At 39.3% G+C, this 24175-nt stretch carries 16 protein-coding genes; 12 read left to right on the forward strand and 4 right to left on the reverse strand.

Features of this window, described 5'->3' with window-relative positions; all coding sequences use genetic code 11:
- Positions 1 to 19: 19 nt before the first annotated feature.
- Positions 20 to 205 (forward strand): hypothetical protein, encoded by a 186-nt coding sequence (locus tag EWU23_RS13975; protein WP_205753107.1) that lies wholly within the window; start codon positions 20 to 22, stop codon positions 203 to 205.
- Positions 206 to 352: 147 nt separating this feature from the next.
- Positions 353 to 9946: a T9SS type B sorting domain-containing protein gene (locus EWU23_RS07210; RefSeq protein WP_166230281.1), complete on the forward strand. Its 9594-nt coding sequence runs from the start codon at positions 353 to 355 to the stop codon at positions 9944 to 9946.
- 20 nt (positions 9947 to 9966) lie between these two features.
- On the opposite strand, the gene EWU23_RS07215 is transcribed toward EWU23_RS07210, so the two are convergent.
- Positions 9967 to 10416 (reverse strand): regulatory protein RecX, encoded by a 450-nt coding sequence (locus EWU23_RS07215; protein ID WP_166230283.1) that lies wholly within the window; start codon positions 10414 to 10416, stop codon positions 9967 to 9969.
- 6 nt (positions 10417 to 10422) lie between these two features.
- A complete protein-coding gene (gene hemA / locus EWU23_RS07220) occupies positions 10423 to 11709 on the reverse strand; it encodes a glutamyl-tRNA reductase (RefSeq protein ID WP_166230285.1) in 1287 nt (428 codons plus the stop codon).
- 104 nt (positions 11710 to 11813) lie between these two features.
- Here hemA and EWU23_RS07225 point away from each other — a divergent pair, with 104 nt between their 5' ends.
- Genes EWU23_RS07225 through EWU23_RS07255 form a run of 7 tightly spaced genes read left to right on the forward strand, consistent with a single transcriptional unit; the run spans position 11814 to position 19048 of the window.
- A complete protein-coding gene (locus EWU23_RS07225) occupies positions 11814 to 12638 on the forward strand; it encodes an SDR family oxidoreductase (protein WP_166230287.1) in 825 nt (274 codons plus the stop codon).
- A gap of 4 nt (positions 12639 to 12642) precedes the next feature.
- On the forward strand, positions 12643 to 13638 hold the full coding sequence (locus tag EWU23_RS07230; RefSeq protein ID WP_166230289.1) for a YheT family hydrolase: 996 nt from the start codon (positions 12643 to 12645) through the stop codon (positions 13636 to 13638).
- Entirely contained in the window at positions 13628 to 15538 is a 1911-nt protein-coding gene (gene serA, locus EWU23_RS07235; RefSeq protein ID WP_166230291.1) for a phosphoglycerate dehydrogenase, read from the forward strand. The genes EWU23_RS07230 and serA overlap by 11 nt, the downstream gene beginning before the upstream one ends.
- Positions 15539 to 15546: 8 nt before the next feature.
- The gene (locus tag EWU23_RS07240) at positions 15547 to 16629 is read left to right on the forward strand and encodes an aminotransferase class V-fold PLP-dependent enzyme (protein WP_166230377.1); all 1083 of its coding nucleotides are present in this window, start codon (positions 15547 to 15549) and stop codon (positions 16627 to 16629) included.
- 9 nt (positions 16630 to 16638) lie between these two features.
- The gene (locus EWU23_RS07245; protein ID WP_166230293.1) at positions 16639 to 17631 is read left to right on the forward strand and encodes a Gfo/Idh/MocA family protein; all 993 of its coding nucleotides are present in this window, start codon (positions 16639 to 16641) and stop codon (positions 17629 to 17631) included.
- A 2-nt stretch (positions 17632 to 17633) separates the two neighbouring features.
- On the forward strand, positions 17634 to 18290 hold the full coding sequence (locus EWU23_RS07250; protein WP_166230295.1) for a GDSL-type esterase/lipase family protein: 657 nt from the start codon (positions 17634 to 17636) through the stop codon (positions 18288 to 18290).
- Positions 18291 to 18301: 11 nt separating this feature from the next.
- Positions 18302 to 19048, forward strand: coding sequence for an NUDIX hydrolase (locus EWU23_RS07255; protein ID WP_166230297.1), 747 nt, complete (start codon positions 18302 to 18304; stop codon positions 19046 to 19048).
- Between the two features lie 17 nt (positions 19049 to 19065).
- Here the strand turns inward: EWU23_RS07255 and EWU23_RS07260 are convergent, their stop codons facing one another.
- A complete protein-coding gene (locus EWU23_RS07260) occupies positions 19066 to 19926 on the reverse strand; it encodes a hypothetical protein (protein WP_205753108.1) in 861 nt (286 codons plus the stop codon).
- A 58-nt stretch (positions 19927 to 19984) separates the two neighbouring features.
- Complete coding sequence (locus EWU23_RS07265; protein ID WP_166230302.1) at positions 19985 to 20701, reverse strand: YebC/PmpR family DNA-binding transcriptional regulator; 717 nt, start codon at positions 20699 to 20701, stop codon at positions 19985 to 19987.
- A 181-nt stretch (positions 20702 to 20882) separates the two neighbouring features.
- Between EWU23_RS07265 and EWU23_RS07270 the strand changes: the two genes are divergently transcribed.
- From EWU23_RS07270 to EWU23_RS07280, 3 genes are all read left to right on the forward strand, one after another.
- On the forward strand, positions 20883 to 23126 hold the full coding sequence (locus tag EWU23_RS07270; protein WP_166230303.1) for a DUF5916 domain-containing protein: 2244 nt from the start codon (positions 20883 to 20885) through the stop codon (positions 23124 to 23126).
- Positions 23127 to 23150: 24 nt separating this feature from the next.
- Complete coding sequence (locus tag EWU23_RS07275) at positions 23151 to 23657, forward strand: DUF2911 domain-containing protein (protein WP_166230306.1); 507 nt, start codon at positions 23151 to 23153, stop codon at positions 23655 to 23657.
- A gap of 139 nt (positions 23658 to 23796) precedes the next feature.
- The gene (locus EWU23_RS07280) at positions 23797 to 24165 is read left to right on the forward strand and encodes a response regulator (protein ID WP_166230308.1); all 369 of its coding nucleotides are present in this window, start codon (positions 23797 to 23799) and stop codon (positions 24163 to 24165) included.
- The last annotated feature ends 10 nt before the right edge of the window (positions 24166 to 24175 follow it).

Raw genomic sequence — 24175 nt, forward strand, 5'->3', positions numbered from 1 at the left:
AACCACTAAAATATATATCATGTGTTCTATTATTAGCCAAGAATTGGCGCATCTCCCCGTATTTTTTTTGAAGATTTCTTCTAAAGCTTTTCCAAGCTTTTTGCATCATTCTTTTCGTTTGGATGAATTTCAAGCGAATGGCTTGATACGACATTCGGACTATTCTATTTCCGAATTTACCATGCTGTCTTTGGGTATTGTCTGAATTAGACAAGCTCCCTTTTGATTCCTTGATCTACCTGAAAAATCTTGATTTTTTTAGGCTCTATCGATTCGATATATAGGTCAAAATCTAAGGAATTTCAAATGGAATGGTTGTCGTCTTGACATCCATTCGAAATTATCCAAGCACATGATGTTTCAAAGAAATAGCAATAAATCCATTGATTTATTCATTAAAACGATGGTTGCATTTATCCTTAAAGGGCTTGCTTTTCCCTTATTGATATGGGGGAGTCCATTAGTTGTTGCCAAAGCGGATTTACATTCTACGAATCCATTTATTGGACAAGCGATTAAATACAAAATTACTATCTCATCTTCTACCGACTTTTTGGCTGGCGATGTTAAAACAATTGTGGTACGAGCTGTGGACTCGCAAGGGAATGTGATTACTTCGTATGAAGGACCGAAATCATTGGTTTTTTCTGGTGCCAACCCTTCCAGAATGGGGCAAAGTCCTATGGTAAATGGGGTAAAATTAGGGGAGAAATTACAGGTGAATTTTACGAAGGGTTTATTCGCATTTGGTCTTCAGCTATTTAAACAAGAAATGGCGGCTATATCAGTTAAAGGGGATGATTTGGCAAGCTTTGAAAATGAAAAGTTACTAATCCAAGTAAAGCCAAGTAAAAACACCCGTTTGTTGGCAGATTTAGTGGCTCAACAAGCAAGAGAGCAATCCATTCGCGGGACACTGGCCCTTGTCGATATGTATGGAAATTTATTGGCTGATTTTGATCCATCCAAAGATCCGATAACGGTGACGGCTAGTACAGGAGGAGTAATTCATGGATTGGGATCTTCTCAAAATAACGTCTTAAATCAAGCGAGTGACGCACAGGCTGGCCTCATTGATTTTGCCACATTGGGGATGAAATATACAGGAAAAGCGGGTAAAGTTATTTTTCAATTTACGTCTAGTAAGTATAATGCAAGTGATACAGTTGGTTTTGATTTAGGTAAAGAACGATCTTATTTATTGAAATCTGCCAATCAAAATCAATTGGTAGGAACTGAAAAAACGTTAAATATCTATATCCAAGACCGTTATGGCAATTTGGATACATCATTTACTGGAATTAAAAAATTATTGTTTTCTGGAGCTAGTCCTTCTTTAAAGCAGGGTATTCTACCTTCCATAAATAAAGTGCCTTTTGGAAGTAAAGTAAGTATCAGCTTTATTCAAGGTGTTGCCAATGTAGGAATTTCTTTATTTAAAGCCGAAAAGGCGATGATTTCAGTAAAAGATGATGAGTTTTCATCCTTGGAGGAAGAGAAATTAGAAATAGAAGTTTTGCCTTTACTTGGGAATGCATTAAAACTTAAGATTTCGGAAACCCAGAAAGTGGGAGAACCTATTTCAGGTTTTATTCAAATAACAGATAGTTATGGAAATGAAGTCAGTGATTTTAATGCATCCAAAAATCCCATTACCGTGACCAATAGTATGGGCGGAATAATCAGTGGATTAGGCTCAGCTAAAAATAATGTCATCAATCAATCCACAGATATAATCTTGGGGAAGGCGGACTTGAGTGCCTTAAAGATGATTTATACTGGGAAAATTGGTGAAGTCGATTTGACCTTTTCCTTAAAATCGGGGTATTCGGAAATCGTTAAAAACAGGGTGTTTTATCCCGGTTTATCTTATTATAATCGAATAAAAGTAGAGGGCCTAACTACTCAATTGGCGGGAGTGCCACAAACCATTACGCTCAGGTTATTGGATTCTTCGAATAACACCCTCCATAATTTCAACGGAGTTAAGGATTTGCTGTTTCAAGGAGCATCTGTGGCAAAATCTGTTGGGAAGGCCCCTACTGCATTAAATAGTTTATCCGTACCCATCAATTTTGGCTCTGTTACCACCATTCAATTTGTTAATGGAATAGCTAGCACTCAAGTTGTGTTATATCAGTCAGAAAAAGTGTCTTTAGGAGTTTCCGAGTTTTTAGGAGCTGAAAGTTTGGTAGAGAACCATTTATCCATCAATGTTAAGGCTTCTAGTTTTCACCATTTGGATATAAGTTTAACAAGTCCACAAGTAAATGGGCAAGTCTTCCAAGGTATCAATACCCTCAAGGCATTGGATGAGTATGGTAATGTATGTAGCGATTTTAATGCCCAACAAAACCCTATCCGTGTCGAAACCCCAAATACGGGAATTTGGGGATTTAAAAGTCTTGGGAATACTTTCATGCTAAATCGATCTTCGGATTTTGTTCAAGGTGAACTTAATTTAGCAGAAAAAGGCTTTTTTTACCAAGGTGCAGCTAGTACTTCATTTAGATTTGTAGCACAAAATGGAATCGAAACCACTAGTAGTACCATTCAATTCGTCAATTCCAATCAGTCGGCTAAGCTGTATATCTCTGGAAATTTGACGCAATTGGCAGGTGATTCCCAACTATTGATCATTAGTGCTTTAAATTCCGTTGGTGATACGATTCTTAGTTATCAAGGAAATAAAATGCTGGTTTTTACTGGTGCAGGTAATATCCCCAATTCAATCTTTCAGGCAAAGGTTCAAAATAATAGCGCGGCTACTGAATCTCCATTAGGGAAAGCTATTTCTATACAATTCATCAACGGAAGAGCTCAGGTTCCTATTTATTTATATTTGGCAGAAAATGCTTTGCTTTCTGTTCGTGAGACCAATGTTTTTGGAGCCATGGCTGGAAACGATTTTTTGATCCAAGTTAAAGCCAATAGCCCTAAGCAATTAGCGGCTAGCATTAGTAGTCCTCAAACACGTGGGAAGCCATTTGTTGGAAATAATAGCTTAACCGTTAAAGATACTTTTGGTAATATTTGTCTTGACTTTAATGCAAGTATACAACCTGTCAGCATTCAGGTTAGTTCGGGGCTTGGTCATGTTAGCGGCCTTGGCAGTGCTCAAAATAATGTGTTAAATCAAGCTTCGGATTTTAAAAATGGTGTAGCCAATCTAACAGCATTGGGTTTCATTTATCAACCTGCTGCATCTACATTAAACCGTAAAACCTTATTATCAAAAAAGTTGATTCTCTCCACTGAGAGTAATACGTTAGATGTATTTTCCTCAAATTTCATATTTTCCTTATCGGATGAATCAAGTTTAATCAGTACTCAGTCTGATGGAATCGTTATTTCAGATACGGAGGAGCGCTTATCTATTACGGGTTCTGCTATTCAGTTTACTGGGAAAAGTCAATTTATCAAATTGGAGGCTAAAGATGCCCAAGGTGTTTTAGTGCGGACCTATTCCGGAGTTAAAAATTTGATATTTTCGGAATCTGTTATACCTAATTCATCTCAGATGATTGCTACCGCCTTAGGTATTCCTTTCGGTCAATCTACCGCTGTGGAGTTTTTTGAAGGAACAGCTACTCTTGAATTAATTTTGAAAACAGTCGTTAATCAAGATACCATTCGAGTAAAGGATGGGGCTTTAGCGAGCCAATTACCTGGAGACTATCTTGTCGCCAAGGTGGTATTAGGCAATGTAACTAGTTCATCAGGTAATCAATATGGCCTGACGGATGATGTGTATTTTTCTTTTGACCGTCGACAAATTCCTGTTTGGTCCATTCAAGGAAGAAATGCCGTAATTAGGATAGATAAATCGATCATTAACAATGATCAATTAACCGATGCGGGTACTCTGGCGAAATTAGTTGAAAGAACGGATGCCTTATATGATTTTTATAAAAACTCCTTAGGCTATGAACCTCCAGGAGGGAACCCTGATTTTGGGTATAAAACTAGCGTATTTTTTGGCATTCCATCATGTGGATCTGGATGTGGTTTAGTGGGAGCAAAAGGTATTGAAGTGAGTGGATTTGACAATATCTATTTTAACCTGAAAAATAATACCAATGTAAATAGGGATGTCATTTTAGCCTATGAATTTGGTCGAAATTTCTTTGACTTTAGTTCAAAAGTCCTTTTCCCATATAACCCCAACAGCCAAGAAAAAAATGGAGGAATGGCAGAAGCATTTGCTAGTTTATTTACAGCTTATGCATTCAATGATTTATTGACAGATCCCCAACAAAGAAAGTTTAATGAGACCTTATTGAATATCTCCTGGTTTAGAGAAAATTTTATAGGGTATATCAATGATTTGGATGCCAATCCTTATAATGTTTGGGCTAAATGGGACCGAATAGGTTATAATGATTATAACCGAGGTACAGGAACGAATACGGATGATGAGCCAGCTTGGAAGCCAGTAGGGCTCTTGGAAGGCATCATTAGCACCTTTGGGAAATCCACCATTTTTCCTAAGTTTTTCCAGGAATTACGGAAAATGCCGAAAGTCAATACCATTGAAGATGCATTAAGTAATATCGCTCAAGTTGCAGCTAATTGTACGCAGACTAATCTAGTCCCATTTTTTAAACATGTCGTTAAGTTTAATTTAAATTTAGCTACTGAAGCGGCCATTAGTGCATTGTCCCCTCATCCTGATAAATTAATTCAGTATGAAAATTTACTCTGGTATATCTCCCCATTTCATACAGTCCGGATCAATATTCGAAGTATTAATTATTTGAATAATCAAAATTGGTATGTAATTAAAAAAGGCAATAAGATTATATCCTCAAGTCAGCATGGTAATAATGAAATCCCCTACAGTATTTTGGGAAATCAACATGAGGTTGACCTGACAATTGAAATGCAGGATGCTAATCATCAAGTACTCGATGCTTATACAATCAAATTAAAAAAACGACATAACATTAATTTTTTTGATTATTCCGATGATTTGTATGCCTTTTATTTGGCCAATAGATCGACCAAAATATATCAAGAATCGGGGAATGTGGTCATAGAAAATGTTAGTCCAACGTTGTTTGACCATGGGCTCTTGCGTAAATCTTTCAGAATTGCTAAAGATCGTACGATGCGCCTGTCGAGTGTCGTGAGAAGAATTGGCCCCAATTTTCAAACCAATGTAGTGAATAATTATGCTGCTGTAGTCACAGGAGGGACATTTTATGGATCAGGGTCTTTACGATTAGGCTTTGATATTGGTCAAAATAATATCACCAGTAATTTTACATTAAACCAATTCATCTATTCAAAAAAATTATTAAAACCTGAGGCAAATTTGAGTGTGGTTACCATTGGTTTGGAATCGGTGGGGAATCAACAAAAGTCCTATTTCTCGAATTTGCTTTATCGTGATGAAACGGATACAGATGGTGATGGGCTTGTTGACTTTGAAGATAATTGTCCTTCAACCTATAACCCCAATCAACTAGATACAGATAGGGATGGTTTGGGAGATGCTTGTGATGATGATTTTGACGATGATGGAAATATCAATTCCACAGATCCTAATCCCATGGTTCCCATAGCTCAAAATGATGTAATCCAGCAGGCATTTAGTCAAGGGACAATACATTGGCAAATTTTAAAAAATGATGATTTTTTGCCTGGAGCTTCTATCAGTTTACGCCGGGTTTCAGGGACCGATACGGGGATACTTAATTTAAATTCCTTGACAGGTTTTATGACCTATTCACCTACTGAATCAGAGGAAGATTCGGTATCGTTTATTTATGAAGTATGTAATACCTTGACAGGTGTATGTGCCACGGCCCAAGTAAAAATTTTAGATATTAATCAAGCTTCAAAATTCATTTTAACCGGGAGTTCAACTCAAATTGCAGGATCAAGTCAAACTGTCCGAATACAAGCCACAAATAGAAGGGGAATTCCCATTCCCACTTATTCTGGAACTAAAGTACTTCAATTTTCAGGAACGAATTCCTCCTTGGCTACTACCTTCAAATCCCGAGCAAATGGCCTTGATTTTGGATTAAATACACCCGTGAATTTTAGTAATGGTGAGGCACAAATAGATGTGATTTTATATAAATCTGGTTTGGATTCCCTGAGTGCCACGGAAAGTATTATCAAAACTTCAGGTTTGGACAAATTAGCAATACATGTTTCAGAGAAAGCATTTCAAAAATTAAGTGTCCAATTACAAAACCCACAAGTCAATCAAAAGCCTTTTTATGGGCTTAATTCATTAATTGCCCAGGATGAATATGGGAATCCTGTTTTGGCCTTTAATGCAGCTATAAATCCAATTACCGTAAGTGCTAGTCAAGGAGGAGTAATCTCTGGATTATCAGGAGGATATCGTCTGACAAGTTCAAGCGACTTTAACCAAGGTATGGCAAATTTGACACAGCTAGGGATGACTTATTCAGGTGTAAACGGCCTTGATGTCTTGACATTTAGCCCTACAATTGGATTGAGTACACAAAGTGAAATTCTCATTCAATCGGATTTAATAAAACCTACTCAACTTCTAATTTCTGGAGATTCGGTTCAAGTGGCAGGAAATGCAAACATGATCACTATTCGAGTTTTGAACGATTTGGGGGAATTGATGGATACCTATTCCGGAACCAAGACTCTATTGTTTAGTGGGGCCAAGAACTCTATAAATCCAGTTGTTTTTCCTCAAGTAATAGATAACCTGTCGCAAATTAGAAATTTTGGTTCAGCCACCAGTATTGATTTTGTGGGTGGGATAGCTCAGATTTCCATGAAGTTATTCCATGCTTTTTTGGCGCAAATTCAAGTTCAAATTTTGGAAGATACACTCACATCTAGTATTCTCCCTGTTTTGGTGAAAGCGGGACCTTTGGCCAAGTTTAATTTACAAATGACAAGCCCTCAGACCACAGAAACACCATTTGTGGGAGTTAATACATTGAGTGCCTTGGATGCCTTTGGAAATCTCATTCTTGATTTTAATGCAGGTTTAAGCCCCATTAAGGTAACAAGCACGTTGCCTGGCTTTATCTCGGGACTATCTGGTGGAGATCAATTAATTAATTCCGGAGATTTTGTACAGGGAATAGCGAATTTGAGTGCGTTGGGGATGCTATACTTTGGTACTGAAGGAAAAGGATTTTTTACATTCAAAAGCAGTTCCGGTATTCAAATTACCAGTAATCTGATTGAAATCCTGATGGCAGATTTTGATGGTGATGGAATCCCCAATTCCATGGAATGTTATCAAACTTATACACTTCGGGGGAATTGTCAAGATTTTGATGGAGACGGATTAGTGAATTCTATGGATACGGATTCAGATGGAGATGGGATACCCGATGAGCGAGAAAAGAATCGAGATTCAGATGGCGACCGGCATGCAGATTACCTAGACCTCGATTCGGATAATGATGGGATATTGGATTCCATCGAAGGGGAATTTGACCCAGATGGGGATGGAATACCGAATTACCTGGATTTGGATTCAGACAATGATGGAATTTTGGACGTCTGGGAAGCCAGCAATACGGTACGAGGTAATTTAGATGACAACTACGACGGTCGGGTGGACATGAAAGGTCTATTACCAGATGCCAATGGTAATGGTTTGGCCGATTTTCTAGAAATAGGCTTTGGAGGAAGTCCAGCCCCTATTCCAGATACGGATCATGATGGCAAGCCAGATTATGTAGATCTAGATTCGGACAACGACGGAATTGTAGATGCTATCGAAGGGACCAAGGATATAGATGGAGATAGTTTTCCCAATTACCGTGATTTAGATTCAGATGGGGATTGGCTAGGTGATCAGGATGAAAGGAATGTAGATAATGATATGGATGGGATCCCCAATTACTTGGATTCGGATTCAGATGATGATGGTATACCTGATGCTTGGGAGGGGAAAAATAAGTGTGCCACGTGTCAACAAATGAAAGACGATTTAGATGATGGATGGGATGACCGTGGACAGTATATCAAGGTCATTGATACCGATTCAGATGGTACTTCTGATTTTTTAGACCTAGATTCAGATAATGATTGCATCCCTGATCGAATTGAATTGGGAGCCGATGGAGATGGGGATGAAATCCCAAATTTTCGAGATTTGGATTCTGATAATGACGGGATGTTGGATAGCCAAGAGGCAGGAGATTGCCTGTATCCTAGAGATAGCGATTCGGACGGATTGTATGACTTTGAAGACTCTGATGCGGATAATGATACCATTCCGGATAGCGTAGAAGTTGGCCCAAATCCGACTAATCCAGTGGATACCGATAAGGACGGAACCCTCGATTATTTGGATGTGGATTCGGATGGTGATGGAATACCAGACTCAGTGGAGGCTGGTTCAAATCCTAGCAAACCTGTGGATACGGATGGAGATGGGAAAGCTGATTATCAAGATGTAGATTCAGATAATGACACGATACCAGATTTCAAAGAGGCAGGTTCGAATCCCCTTACACCTGTGGATACAGACTCAGATGGAATGGCTGATTACCTAGATTTGGATTCAGACCAAGATGGCATGCCAGATGAAGTGGAGGCAGGATTAGATCCCAATAAACCCATTGATGGTGACCTAGATGGGCAGGAAGACTTTCGAGATCTTGATTCAGATAACGATAGCATTTTAGATGCCGTCGAAGCCGGGGATTTCTTACATCCTGTGGACACCGATGCCGACGGAAAAGCGGATTATTGTGATGCGGACTCAGATAATGATGGCATCTTAGATAAGATAGAAGTGGGTCTTGATCCAAGTAATCCTCTGGATACCGATGAGGATGGTCGAGCAGATTTTCGAGATATCGATTCTGACAACGATGGTATGCTGGATGGATTAGAAGCCGGGTTAGATGCAACAAAGCCTGTGGATAGTGATTCAGATGGAATGCCCGATTACCGTGATTCGGATTCAGATAATGATGGCATCCTTGATGTAATAGAGGCTGGATCAGATCCCTCTAAACCTTTGGATACTGACAGAGATGGTCTTGAAGATTTTAGGGATTTGGATTCAGACAATGACACTATTCTAGATGCTGTGGAAGTAGGAAATGACCCACAAATCCCGATAGATACGGATCAAGATGGCTTAGCCAATTACCGAGATATGGATTCTGACGAAGATAGTATTCCTGATCAGGTAGAGGCAGGTTCTAATCCATTAAATCCTGTAGATACCGATGGTGATAGCTACCCAGACTATTTGGATCTTGACTCAGATAATGATACGATTCCCGATAAGTTGGAAGTGGGTCCAGATGTGAATCACCCTTGGGATACGGACTTAGATGGGAAAGAAGATTTTCGTGATAAGGATTCCGATAATGATGGCATCCCCGATCAATTGGAAGTAGGGCCTAATGTGTTAATTCCGATAGATTCAGATCAGGATACGCTTCCTGATTACCGAGATGTGGACTCTGACAATAATGGATTAACGGATACTGTGGAGGTAGGACCAGATCCTTTACAACCTTTGGATACTGATGCTGATGGAATAGCCAATTATCGAGATATAGATGATGATCAGGATGGAATAATCGATGCTTATGAAAATGACGTCAATTATGGAGGATTGCCGGATTGTGATCAAGATGGGATAGACAACCGAGTAGATGCTGATATGTGTGAGATTTTTTCACCTCAAGCTATTTCACCCAATCAAGATGGAATGAATGATGTTTTGGTCATCCCCGGAATATTTAGAATGCAACCCAATCGAATGGTTATTGTCAATAGATGGGGGGATGTGGTCTATGAAACCAACAATTATCAAAATAATTGGGGAGGTTTGACAAATAAGACCATTGGTCTATTGACTAGCAATGGGAATTTGCCTGATGGGACTTATTATTACTATGTTGATTTTTTCGGGAAGTATCCGAATATCCGAACATTCGTGTACATCAATCGACTAGCGAAATAGTGAAAAAGAATTTGAGCGTTTTATCTAAACTGTTGGATATACAAGGAAATTAAGTCTGACTCAAATCCTTTTCTCATGGCATATTGGTAGCACTTTTGTTTTTTGGTCCAATCATTGACATCTTTTACTTGATTAAATTTGTCTATCAGTATCGATTCCAAAGTGGCTTCGTAGGGAAGTTCCTTTAGCTCTTCTAAGGCACTTTGGATCAACGTGTCTTTAATCTGTAATCGTGTAAGCTCAAATTTGATTTTATTTCTACCCCAAGATTTTTGGTTGAATTTGGATCGAACAAAAAGTTTTGCAAATCGCTCTTGATTGAGGTAATTGTTGTCTTCTAGCCAATCCAGATAAGCGGCTTGTTCTTCTGGTAATACGGAAAAGGACTCCAGTTTGACTTGTATTTCCCAAACACAGCGCTCCTGATAGGCACAGTAGCGAGCCAGTTTCTGTAAAATTTCCGATTTCATGGGAATTTAAGGGTTAGGAGAGCTAGAATCGACCTCCTCATAAGCTTCCAAATTGAATAAATCATTCAAAGCATCGACCATACTATCTGACTCACCTCGTTTGCAGGCCGCCTTCAAATGGATAATAGGTTGTTTGATGATTTTTTGAACCAAGCTAGCCGTAATTTTTTCCAATTTTTCAGCCTCTTGAGGATTGAGTCCTTTCAAATGGCGATTGATTTCTTCTTTACGGATTTGCTCTAGCGCATTTTTCAATTTATGGATGGTCGGAGAAACTTCCATTTCTTTAGACCAATCATTGAAACTAATGACAGATTCATCGATGATTCTACGAACATCTGGCACGGACGCCATCCGAATACGCAAGGCTTCATCGGCCCGTTCTTTCAATGAATCAATGTTATACAGTAATACTCCTGATATCTTTTCAATACCCTCTTCAATACTTCTTGGAACCGATAGGTCTATAAAATATTTAAAAGTCAATATGGATAATTTCTTTAATTCTGCTTGGGTGATGATCGGGTCTTGATTGCGTACAGAGGAGATAATGATATCTGCCTGAGCAATTTCCTTCCACAAATCTTCAATAGGTGCCACACGGAATGATTTATCATGGGCTATTTTTTCCGCCTTTTCTATGGTACGGTTCATGATGGTGATTTCAGCGAAATCTTTATCCTCCATGTTTTTACACACGTCCAAACCAATTTCCCCTAAACCAAGAATCAACACCTTCGGTTGGGCAATGGCCTGAGATAATTCTTCTGCCAAAGCGACCGTCGCATAAGAAACAGAAGCGGCTCCATCACGGAAAGAGGTCTCCTGCGCTACTCGTTTATTGGCATAAAAGATGGTATGCATTAAACGGTGCAAATACGGACCCGCTAAATTTAAATCGGCCGATTGCTGATAGGCCTTTTTGATTTGATTCGGAATCTGTAAATCCCCTACCACTTTAGATTGTAAACCCGTAGCCACTTCAAATAAGTGCCTTAAAGAGGCCTCCGCGTCAGATTCATGATGAAAGTAAGGCGTGTACTCTTGCGTTTGATGCAAGCCTTTTTCAATCAATAAACTCTTCACTAAATTGTGGGAAATATCTTCTGGAGTAGTATAATACACCTCTGTACGATTGCAGGTAGATACAATCAACATTTCTTGTAATCCAAAAAGGTCTTTACATTTAATAGCAAAGGCTCTACTTTCTTCCTCATTTAATGCTACTTGCTCACGAATCGTGAGAGGAGCGGAGCGATGAGATATACTTATAGACTTAAACGGAATTGACATTCGGTGGTTTTGAAAAATAATTAACAAAAGTACGAACCAAAATTTATTTTATGTACTGTCTTGACAAGAAAATAGTAAATTAGACAAAGTTTAAATAACACAAGATGGACTTCAGCAACAAGACAGTTTTTATTACCGGTGCGTCTAGAGGTATCGGATTTGAAATTGCTAAAAAAATGGCCTCAGTAGGTGCAAACGTGGTTATTGCTGCCAAAACTGCCACACCTCATCCTAAATTGCCGGGAACTGTTTTTTCTGCGGCCGAGGAAATTGAGCGTTTGGGTGGCCGTGCCTTACCTTTAGTCTTGGATATTCGTGATGAAAATCATGTTTTTGAAGCCGTAGAAAAAGTGGTGGAGACCTTCGGAGGGATTGATATCTTAGTGAATAATGCCTCCGCCATTTCTTTGACTGGGACCCTATGGACCGATATGAAAAAGTATGACTTGATGCATCAAGTGAATGCCCGTGGTACTTTTTTAACTTCCAAAGCTTGCTTGCCTCATTTATTGAAGTCGAAAAACCCGCATGTATTAACACTTTCTCCACCTTTAAATCTAGAAGCCCGCTGGTTTGAAAACCATGTGGCTTATTCCATGGCTAAATTTGGGATGTCACTTTGTACTTTAGGTATGGCGGCTGAGTTCAAAAATAAAGTGGCATTCAATTCCCTTTGGCCTAAAACCATCATAGCCACAGCGGCTATTGAATTTGCTGTGGGGAATTCAGATATGCTGGATCGGGCAAGAAAACCGAGTATCATGGCTGATGCCGCTTACGAGATATTTAAACAAGACCATGTAAGTACCACAGGTCAGTTTTTTATTGATGAAGAAGTCTTGCGCGCGGCCAATTACACGGATTTTGATGTCTATAAAGTCAATCCAAGTTTGGGTGATCACGAATTAATTCCTGACTTTTTTATTTAACGCCTTGCCTTTAATTCAATCAGCACCAAGCTATCAGCCACCCTTTTGGTTACCAGAGGGTCATACACAAAGTATGTACACGGCTTTATTTCGAAAAATCCCCCATTTGACTCCACGGAGGGAAAGATTGATTTTAAGCGATCAGGACTTTGTGGATTTGGATTGGTATGTTGACGCCCCTTTGTCTGATAAACCTTTGCTCATCATTTCTCACGGTTTAGAAGGAAGTAGTCAAGCGCAATACGTGAGAGGACTAGTAAAAACCATGATAGCTCAGGGATTCAATGCCTTGGCTTGGAACTTTCGGTCTTGTTCTGGAGTGATGAATAATAAGTTGCGTTTTTATCATAGTGGTGCCACGGAGGATCTGGAGGAAGTGATTCAAACATGTGTTGACCGTGGGGCTAATTGCATTTATTTGGCCGGTTTTAGTTTGGGTGGGAATCTTACCTTAAAATGGTTAGGTGAACAAGGGCAAAATCATCCAAATTTGATTCGAAAAGCTGTGGCATTTTCCGTACCTTTGCACCTTTCAAGTAGTAGCCGAAAGTTGGCACGACGAGAAAATGGACTCTACACTCATCGATTTTTACAAACTCTTCTATCTAAAGCAAAAGAAAAAGCTGTGTTATTTCCCACGGCTGTCGATGTGGCTATTCTGCAAAGAATCAAAACATTGAGGGAGTTTGATGATGTGATTACGGGTCCATTACACGGTTTTAAAGATGCGGAAGACTATTACGAACAAAATAGTGCGCTGTATTTTTTAGATAAAATTCAGGTTCCTACTCTGGTAGTGAATGCCCAAAATGATCCATTTTTATCGCCCGAATGCCTACCGGCATCTCTGGCTTCCACTTGGAAAAATGTCTTTTTGGAATTGCCTACTCAAGGTGGGCATTGTGGATTCTATCCTTCAGATTATCGAGGAACCTTGTGGTCGGAACAACGGGCAATGAATTGGTTTTTGAATAAAGAAACGATTAATTATGTCGAATAAACAGTTGGAGCCATTGCACATTGTGATTGATTTTGATAGCACTTTTACCAAAGTAGAAGGGCTAGATGAGTTGGCGAATATCGCCTTACAAGGAAACTCGAAACAGAAGGAGATTGTCTCCAAGATTCGAGAAATTACGGAAAAAGGGATGACAGGTTCCTATTCTTTTGCTGATTCATTACGGGATCGTGTGGCGCTTTTGTCGGCCAACCGTAGCCATGTCGATCAATTGATAGCGTTCTTGAAAGGTAAAATTTCCGATTCTTTCAATCGAAATAAAGAGTTTATCCAAGAGCATGCAGAGCAAATTCTGATTGTTTCTAGCGGTTTTAAGGACTTTATTGTTCCTGTGGTGCAAGAATTAGGCATCCCAGCAGAAAATGTATTTGCGAATACCTTTAACTACGATGCCGAAGGTAATATCACAGGCTATGATCACGATAATTTATTGTCGAAAGACCGCGGTAAAGTAAGCCTTTTACAATCCTTGCAATTAGAAGGGGAAGTATATGTTATTGGCGATGGATATACTGATTATGAATTGCGTGAGGCGGGTTTAGCCAATAAGTTTTTTGCCTTTACTGAAAACGTATCTCGCAAGGTGGTGGTGGAGAAAGCAGACCACGTAGTACCCTCTTTAGACGAGTTTTTATATATCAATGGACTGAGTCGTGCTCAGTCTTATCCTAAATCTAGGATCAAAGTTCTATTGTTGGAAAACGTTCATCCTCATGCTGTTCAAGCATTTAAGAAAGAAGGATTCCAAGTTGAATTGTTAAAAGGAGCTTTAGATGAGGCCGAATTGATTGAAAAAATCAAAGACGTTTCTATTCTTGGTTTACGTTCTAAAACCAATTTGACAAAAAAAGTATTAGAACATCCCAATGCCGCTCGTTTAATGTGCGTGGGGGCCTTCTGTATTGGAACCAATCAAATCGATTTAGCTGAATGTGAAAATCGGGGTATTGCTGTTTTCAATGCACCTTATTCCAACACGCGTTCTGTAGTGGAATTATCCATAGGATTGATGGTTATGCTCACTCGTAATATCTTCGAGAAGTCGACCCGTATGCATGCCGGTGTTTGGGATAAATCTGCTACGAATTCTTACGAGATCCGTGGAAAAAAACTAGGCTTAGTGGGATATGGAAATATTGGAACCCAAATTTCCGTGATTGCCGAAGCTTTGGGTATGGAAGTGTATTTCTATGATACTGTCGATAAGTTGGCCTTAGGTAATGCCAAAAAATGTGCTAGCCTGAAAGAGCTGTTAAACTTGGCTGATTTTGTGAGTTTGCACGTGGATGGAAGAAAGGTGAACAGCAACATCATCGGTAAGCAAGAGTTTTCTTGGATGAAAGACAATGTGATTTTCTTGAATCTTTCCAGAGGTCATGTCGTAGAAATTCCCGCTTTAGTAGAAGCCATTAAATCGGGTAAAGTTTGGGGAGCTGCGGTCGACGTATTTCCGTTTGAGCCAAAGACCAACGATGAAGAATTCATCAATGAGTTGCGAGGATTACCCAATGTCATTTTAACTCCGCATATTGGAGGATCCACCGAAGAGGCCCAAGCCAATATTGGGGAGTTTGTTCCAGCTAAATTATTGCAGTTTATGAACAATGGTAGTACTTATGGGTCGGTTAACTTCCCTGAACTACAATTACCTCCATTGGAAAATGCACATCGACTCTTGCATATCCACCATAATATGCCGGGAATTTTGGCTCAAATAAACAATGTGTTTGCCAAGTATCAGGTAAACATCATTGGTCAATACCTGAAAACAACCGAGAAAACAGGGTATGTCATCACGGATGTTGCCAAAGAATATTCCGAAGAAATAGTCAATGAATTGAAATTGATTGAGAATACCATTAAGTTTAGAATGCTTTATTAATATTTATGATGCAGCCCGTATTTTTTACCCCTGGCCCAGCGGCACTTTATCCTACTGTTCAAGGACATTATGAGGAGGCTTTTCGCTTGTCCATCGGTTCCATTTCGCATCGTTCGGCTCAGTTTAGGAAAATTTACCAACATGCCGATGAGCAATTGAGGCAGTTGTTTAATTTACCTAAGCAAAACAATGCCATCCTTTTTACGGGTTCTGCCACTGAAATTTGGGAACGTATCATCATGAATATGGTGGAGCATGAGTGTTTTCACTTAGTGAATGGCTCATTTTCTAAAAAGTTTTTTGATTTTGCCCTAGACCTTCATAAATATGCGCATGCGGCTCATAAGCCGTTCGGTGAGGGTTTCGATGCTTCTGATGTGCAAGTGCCCGAGTACGCTGAACTGATTTGTGCTACGGCTAATGAAACCAGCTCAGGGGTGCAAATGCGCGCTCAAGAAATTCATAAACTGAAAAAAGCCAATAAGGATAAGTTCTTAGCGGTGGATATGGTTTCTTCGGCGCCTTATACCAACTTAGATTTTAATATAGTAGATACGGCCTTTTTCTCTGTTCAAAAAGCCTTTGGCATGCCAGCAGGTTTGGGTGTTTGGATTGCCAATGAAGCCATGCTTGAGAAAGCAGAAAGAATGAAAAAGCACGAAGGGGTGATTGGTACCTACCATTCATTACCTAGTCTTTGGGAAAATTATAAAAAGTTTGAAACACCAGAGACTCCCAATGTGATGGGAATCTATGTATTAGGTAAAGTGGCGGAAGATTTTAACCGAATAGGTGTGGACCAAATCCGCAAAGAAACCGACCGCAAAGCGAAGGCACTATATGATTTTGCTAAGAAGTCAGATCGTTTTGAGGCCTTTGTTGAGAATGAATCCCATCGTTCGCAAACAGTAGTCGTATTGAATTGCCAAGAAGCAGCGGGTAGCGTCATTAAAAAAGTGAAAGATGCCTCGGGCATGATTGTGGGATCTGGATATGGCAAAATGAAAGAAACTCAAATAAGAATTGCTAATTTCCCTGCCGTTTCAAGTGAACAGGTGGAGGCATTGATACAAACCTTGAACGCTATTTAATAGAAGAAAATGATTAATCCTGGAAATTCCATCCGTTGGGGGATACTCGCCTGCGGAAAAATCGCGCGCAAATTTGCTGATGATTTAGCTTTTGTGACGGATGCCCAACTGACAGCTGTGGCCTCTAGAGATATTCATCGCGCTGAAGAATTCGCTTCTCATTATCCTGGTTCTACCGCATTTGGCTCTTATGAAGAAATGCTTTCTAGCGGTTTGATCGATGTGGTTTATGTGGCTTCTCCTCATGGTTTACATCATGCTCATACTTTATTGTGTCTGGAGGCTGGAATACCCGTTTTATGCGAAAAAGCATTTGCAGTGAATGGCCGACAAGTTGCTGAAATGATTCAAAAAGCACAGGAAAAGAACTTGTTTTTAATGGAGGCATTATGGACAAGGTTTCACCCATCTGTGGCAAAAGTTTTGGACATCATTGAGTCAGGAAAGATTGGTCAAATCCGACATGTAGCAGCTGATTTTGGATTCAAAGCTGAATACGATGTGGAAAGTCGTTTATTCAACCCCGTATTAACCGGAGGGTCCTTGATGGACATAGGGATCTACCCTTTATTTATTGCTAAGTTGTTGTTAGGTCAACCCAAAACCTTGTTGGCCACAGGAACAATGGCCCCCACTGGAGTAGATATGAATTGTTCTATCGCAACGAGCTATGAAAGCGGCGCAACAGCTACCTTATTTTCAACTTTGGCGGCTCAAACTGACACTACGTGTGCCATTTATGGTAGTCAAGGTAAAATTTTGATGCATTCCCGTTTTCATGAGACTTTTGGTATTACTTTGACTTTAGAAAATGGAGATGTAGAAGAATTTGAATGTGAACGCAAAGGCTGGGGTTATTCCTATGAGGCAGAAGCGGTACAAGCAGATTTACGGGCGGGTCAACTAGAAAATAAATGGATGACACATCAGTTTAGTCAAGAGTTAATGGGATTATTAGATGAAATAAGAAAACAGATAGGTTTAGTCTATCCAAACGAATAAGCATGAAAAAACACCTATTGCTCGGCTGCTTGTTACTCATAAGCACCAGCATTTTTGCACAAATCAACAAATTTGAAAAAGAAATTAAGGCTTATGAATCGCAAGATTCATTGGCTATGCCAGCCAAGAAACTTCGCTTGTTTTTGGGGAGTTCTAGCTTTAGACTTTGGAAAAATTTTGACCGAGATATGGCAGCTTATCCTTCCATCAACCGAGGGTTCGGGGGATCTACTTTAGAAGAAGCTTTGTATTATTTTGACCGTATGGTGCTAAAGTACCAACCTGCCTGGGTGTTTATGTATGAAGGAGATAATGATTTAGCCAAAGGCCAAAGTCCCGAGTTTATCGCTCAGGAGTTTGTGGAGTTTTCTAAGCGCTTGAAAGAAAAATTGCCTAAAACGAAATTGGTATTTATTGCGGCTAGACCTAGCTTAGCTCGTTTAAGCATGTTGGATAAACAAAAAGAGTTAAATACCCGAATTCAACAGATTGTTTCGAAAGAAAAAGGTCGTTTTTATATCGATATGCAAAGCCCCTTTTTTCGTGTTGATGGCAGTTTGATGGATGATATATTTGTTGCGGATCGCTTGCATTTGAATGAAAAGGGATACCAACTATTCGTGAAGCAAATTCATGAATTTATTCAAAAGCATCCCTAAATTTTACGTTTATGGTGAAAGAATATTCAGGAGTGGATTGGTTACCTCATATTTCGGTGGATTGTGTGATTTTCGGATTTCATGAAAACCAGCTGAAAGTGCTTCTTTTGAAATTTAAGAATACCGATGTTTGGTCTGTTTCTGGCGGATTTGTGAAAACCAATGAAGACATAGATCAAGCCGCTAGTCGGGTATTGTTTGAAAGAACAGGCTTAAAAGATATTTATCTGGAACAGTTTTATACTTTCGGAGATGTAAAAAGAAATCAAGATGCCATCCAACAACACGCAAAAATTCAAGAGAAAATCGGCGAAGCGGGTGTAGATACTTCCTTTCTGTCTGATCGCTACGTTTCCATTGGCTATTATGCCTTGGTCGACTTTTCTAAAGTAAATGTCAATTTGGGTCAAATGTCCGATGTGTTTTCCTGGAATGATATTTATGATATTCCTACCATGTTTTTGGATCACCGAGCCATCATAGATAAAGCATTGGAGAGGTTACGCTGGTCTTTAGATCAAAAACTTTTGGCCTTTAATCTATTGGCGGAGACCTTTACCATGTCCGAATTGCAGCAGGTCTACGAAACCATTTTGGGTAAGAAATTAGTACGTACCAATTTCCAAAGAAAGATTTTAAGCATGGATATTTTGGTTAGGCTGGAAAAGCGTTACCTGGGTGGAGCCCATAAAGCACCATATTTATACCGATTTGATGCTAAGAAAGCAAAAGCCTATCTTTCCGAGGCAGAATATTAATATAGAAGGTTATCTAATTATTTAAATTTGCCATTCCATTGTTCTTGCTCCATCAGGTTGATGCCATGTTGCGTAGCTTCATCATAGTTTTTTTGTGTGCTATTCATCCAGCGATAGGCGTCTAAAAACCACCATTGCAGCTCGCTTTCATACCAAAGAGGTCTTAATTTTTGTTGTTTGATTTGGTCTTTGAATTGATTAGCAGCTTGCTGAGTAATCTTAAAATGGGTTGACTCATGATCTAATGCTCTATCAGGAAGATTCTCTTTTTTCCATGAAAAAGAACGAAGCATATATACTTTTACTTGAATGGGGAGATAGAGAATCCCTCGTTCAATTCGAGGTATAGCATGGTACTCAAAATTGCTAAAAATTTGCGCAGCAAAACGTGAACCTGGATAAGGCTTAGCCTTAAAGTCGGTCCAATCCAATTTTTTTTGTCCAAAGAATACCGTGTCCTCATCCACCGACTTAGGAGCATAATCTGGTAAAAATTCCACCCGAACTTCTTGGATTAATTTGGGGTCTTTGTCCCAATTGTTCTTCCACCAAATGGCAAATTGTGACTTTAAACTTTGAGAACTTAATTTTGCCATTTCTTCCCAATGACCCGATTTCGTTTTAAATCCTTGGGTTTTAAAATGGCTTTTATACGTATATAGTAATTGTGGACCTAAAATAGAATCTCGATCCACATAAATCTCTGCTTGGAATTTGAATGAATCCTTCGACGGGAAGTCGAATGTTTTCAGCTGAACTTGTAGGTTAAAATCAGCGGCTATTTGATGGCCAAAAAGATGTTTTTGAATATAGGGATGAGCGGTGGGGTTAACTCCGCTTAAGGTCTGAAATTGATAAGTAGGGATCTGTCCCAGCAAGCTGAAAGTGGATAAAAAATAAAAAGCACCTAGCCATAGGTGCTTTTTATGGCTTGATTTAGCCCATATTGTGGTAAACATTTTGAACATCATCATCTTCTTCCAGTCGTTCAATTAATTTTTCAACGTCCGCCACTTGTTCATCTGTTAGTTCTTTTGTCTCATTAGGGATACGTTCAAAATCCGCCCCTACTAATTCATATCCTTTTTCTTCTAGGTATTTTTGAATCGCCCCAAAAGCCGTAAACTCCCCGTAGATATTGATTTGGTTGGTTTCCGTATCTAAAAATACTTCATCCCCTCCTAAATCAATCAATTCAAATTCCAGCTCTTCCAAATCAATCTCCGGCTTCGAAGCAATCTTGAAGGCAGATTTGCGGGTAAAGATAAAATCCAACATACCTTGAGTCCCTAAGCTTCCTCCACATTTAGTGAAGGATGAGCGAATATTCGCTACAGTACGGTTGATATTATCGGTGGTGGTTTCTACTAAAATAGCGATACCATGTAGTGCGTATCCTTCATAAACAATTTCCTTGTAATCCTCCTGATCTTTTGAAATAGCTCTTTTGATGGCACGCTCCACATTGTCTTTCGGCATATTAACCGCCTTGGCATTCTGAATGATGGCTCTTAGACGGGAGTTTCCTGTAGGATCAGCTCCTCCAGCTTTCACAGCAATAACAATGTCTTTACCGATTTTTGTAAACGTTTTGGCCATTTGACCCCAGCGTTTAAACTTTCTTGCCTTTCTAAATTCAAAAGCTCTTCCCATAATTCGTTGCGATAATTAATACTGACTACAAAAATAAAACAAGCAAAAGGATTTTTGTTGATTGGATTAAAAAAACTCGAGAATTATTTCCATGTTCCTGCGGACATTGCCCTACAAGACCTACCTAGGCTTCCGTTTAATTTGGCTAAATTGCAGCTGATTGATTTACGACAACCATATTATGAAGCGACTTTTCCTCTTATTATTTACGCTTGCTACTTTTTCATCTCTAGCTCAAACAGCCAAACGAAACGAAATTTTTCAAATGCTCATCAAGCCAGCCAAAGGTTCCTTGAAAATGGATGGCAAGTTGGATGAGGCAGCTTGGTTAGAAGCCGCCAAAGTGAGTGATTTTGTTATGTGTAACCCTACAGACACTTTATGTTCCAATGTCCGTACCGATGTTCGCATGACTTATGATGATAAATACCTATACATCTCTGCTGAATGTTTTTTGAAAGAACAATCGCGATACGTAGTTGAATCACTGAAACGTGATTTTAGTTTTGGGATCAATGATAATTTTTTAGTCTTTATCGATACATTTGATGATAAGACCACCGGCTTTTCTTTTGGAGCCAATGCCGCCGGAGCGCAGTGGGATGGTCAGATGTCGGAAGGAGCCAAAGTAAACCTTAACTGGGATAATAAATGGGAATCATCGACCTCCTACAATAAAGAATCTTGGATTTGGGAAGCTGCTATTCCTTTTAAGTCCATTCGTTACAAAAACAATAGCACACGCTGGGGAATCAATTTTAGTCGATTGGATTTACAAGCCAAAGAAAAATCAGCCTGGGCTCCTGTACCTAGACAATTCCCTACTGCTTCTTTAGCTTATTCTGGGGTTTTATTATGGGAAACCCCTCCTCCAGCACCGAAGCAAAACATTTCAGTAATTCCTTATGTCTTATCGGGCGTGACGAGTAATTATGAAACCCAAGATCCCACCAGCTTTAGAAAACAGATTGGGGGAGACGTCAAGGTGGCATTAAGTTCTAGTATGAACATGGACCTAACCATTAATCCAGATTTTTCACAAGTGGATGTGGACCGTCAGCAAACTAATCTAGATCGATTTGAATTATTTTATCCTGAAAAGCGCCAGTTTTTTATTGAAAATTCTGATTTGTTTGATGGCTTTGGAACAGAAACCATTCGACCATTTTTCTCTCGCCGGATTGGTTTAGCTTTAAATACCAGAACGGGAATTTATGAACAAACTCCCATTACCTACGGAGCTAGGGTGAGTGGTAAACTGACGAATGATTGGAGAATAGGCTTATTGAATGTTCAATCTCAGCGGATAGATGATAAAGGTGTGCCAACGCAAAATTATTCGATGGTGGCTTTGCAAAGAAAATTATTTGCCCGCTCGAACATCGGTATTTTCATGATCAATAAGCAATCGTTCATTGATACCGAATTGCAGCGTCAAAATGGTTTTGCCGAATTCAACCGAAACATAGGAGTGGAGTATAATTTGGCCTCATCCAATAATTTCTGGACGGGAAAAATCTTCTATTACCAGTCCATCAGCCCAGATGCTAAAGCCAATAATTTTGCTCATGCAGCCTCTTTGGCATATAAAGACAATAACTGGATCATGAGTTGGAAGCACCAGTGGGTAGGGGACAGCTATAATCCAGAAGTAGGCTATGTACCCCGTGTAAATTATACCAACATCAATCCTGAAGTAGGAAAAATCTTTTATCCAAAGAGTAAAACTAGTTCTTTGTTTTATGCGCAAATTCGCTTGAACAGCTTAAGTTTTTGGAATAATTCAGGAGGCTTAACAGATAATACGACCTACGTAGCTTTAGAAGGAAAAATGAAAGATCAGTCGAGCTTCTCAGCGTTTCATGGCTATGATTATGTGCGTTTATTGTATGATTTTGACCCTACTCGTATGGGGAATATTCCAGAGAAAAAAGGTTCGGAGCACACTTGGAGATCTGTAGGTTTTGGCTACATATCTTCGCCAATCAAATTGTTTACCTATTCGGTGACTTCTCGTTTTGGAGGCTATTATGGTAATGGAAACAGAACAGGTATTACGGGAGAATTGGGATACCGTTTTCAGCCTCACGTAGGAATTTCGGTAGCCTTGGATTACAATGATATTTGGGGAGTAGAAGTGCCTGTAGCACAAGCTGATGGCAGCACTAAGAAAATTATTTCTGCATCAGAGTTTTGGATTGTAAGACCTAAAGTGGACATCACCTTTACCAATAAATTATTTTTTACCACCTTCTTTCAGTTGAACCAACAAACCAAGAATATGAACTTAAACGCTCGTTTACAATGGCGTTATAAACCAGCTTCTGACTTGTTTTTAGTGTATACGGATAACTATTTGCCAGAGAATTTTCATATAAGAAATCGTTCTATAGTGTTAAAATTGAATTATTGGCTTAATTTGTAAGTCTAAAAATTAACAAACACAACCATGAAAAAGCTTCTTGTTATTCTTTCTTGTATTTTAAGTTTTGGAGCCTTGGCACAAAGCCCTGCTTCTCCACCAGCTGTTGCTTCTCAGAAAGTGGGAAATGCCCAGGTTTTGATTAAGTACGCTAAACCATCGGTCAAAGGACGTTTGGTATTTGGTACCAAAGAACAAAAAGCCTTGGTTCCTTATGGAGAGGTTTGGAGAACTGGAGCTAATGAAGCTACTACCATAGAATTTTCTACGGATGTGCTGGTACAAGGCAAACCATTGGGCAAGGGAGTTTATTCTTTATTATCCATTCCTGGTCCTAGCGAGTGGACAATCATTTTCAATAAAGAGTCTAAAATGTGGGGTGCTTATACGTATAAAGCGGAACAAGATGCTTTACGTGTTACGGCTAAACCAAGTGAGCATGCCATAACGGAGCAATTCAGCATTGCCGTTTCAGAAACTGGTCAGGTAACCTTGGATTGGGATAAAACATCCGTTTCTTTCTATGTGAAATAGAGAAAATGAATTAAAAATAGAGCGAACCAAACAGGTTCGCTTTTTTTATGTCAAAAATTCATTTGAATTCCTCAATGCTTTGGTTATTTTTACCCCATTATGGGCATGTGTCCCTAAGCCATTTTAACAAGATTGTGTTATGAAAAAAGTATTGATTGCAGAGGATAGTTCGGTCATTCAAAATTTAGCTAGAAAAATATTAGAGTTTCAAAACTTTGAAATTCATGCAGTTAAGAATGGACAACAAGTATTGGACGAATTAGCCAAAGCTGATTTTGATATCATTCTTTTGGATATTAACATGCCAGTAATGGATGGAATGGAATGTGCAAGAGCTGTTCGCGCTTTGGTAGATACGGCTAAATCCAACATCCCTATGATTGCCATCACAGGTAATGCTAGAAATTACAGCATGGAAGATTTCAAGGAAGCTGGATTTAATGACTTTTTAGCTAAACCTTTGAATTTTGATGCGCTTGTATCTCAAGTTAAAGCATTAACAGAATAACGGCATGTCG

The organism is Aquirufa beregesia (assembly GCF_011090385.1).
GTDB lineage: Bacteria > Bacteroidota > Bacteroidia > Cytophagales > Spirosomataceae > Aquirufa > Aquirufa beregesia.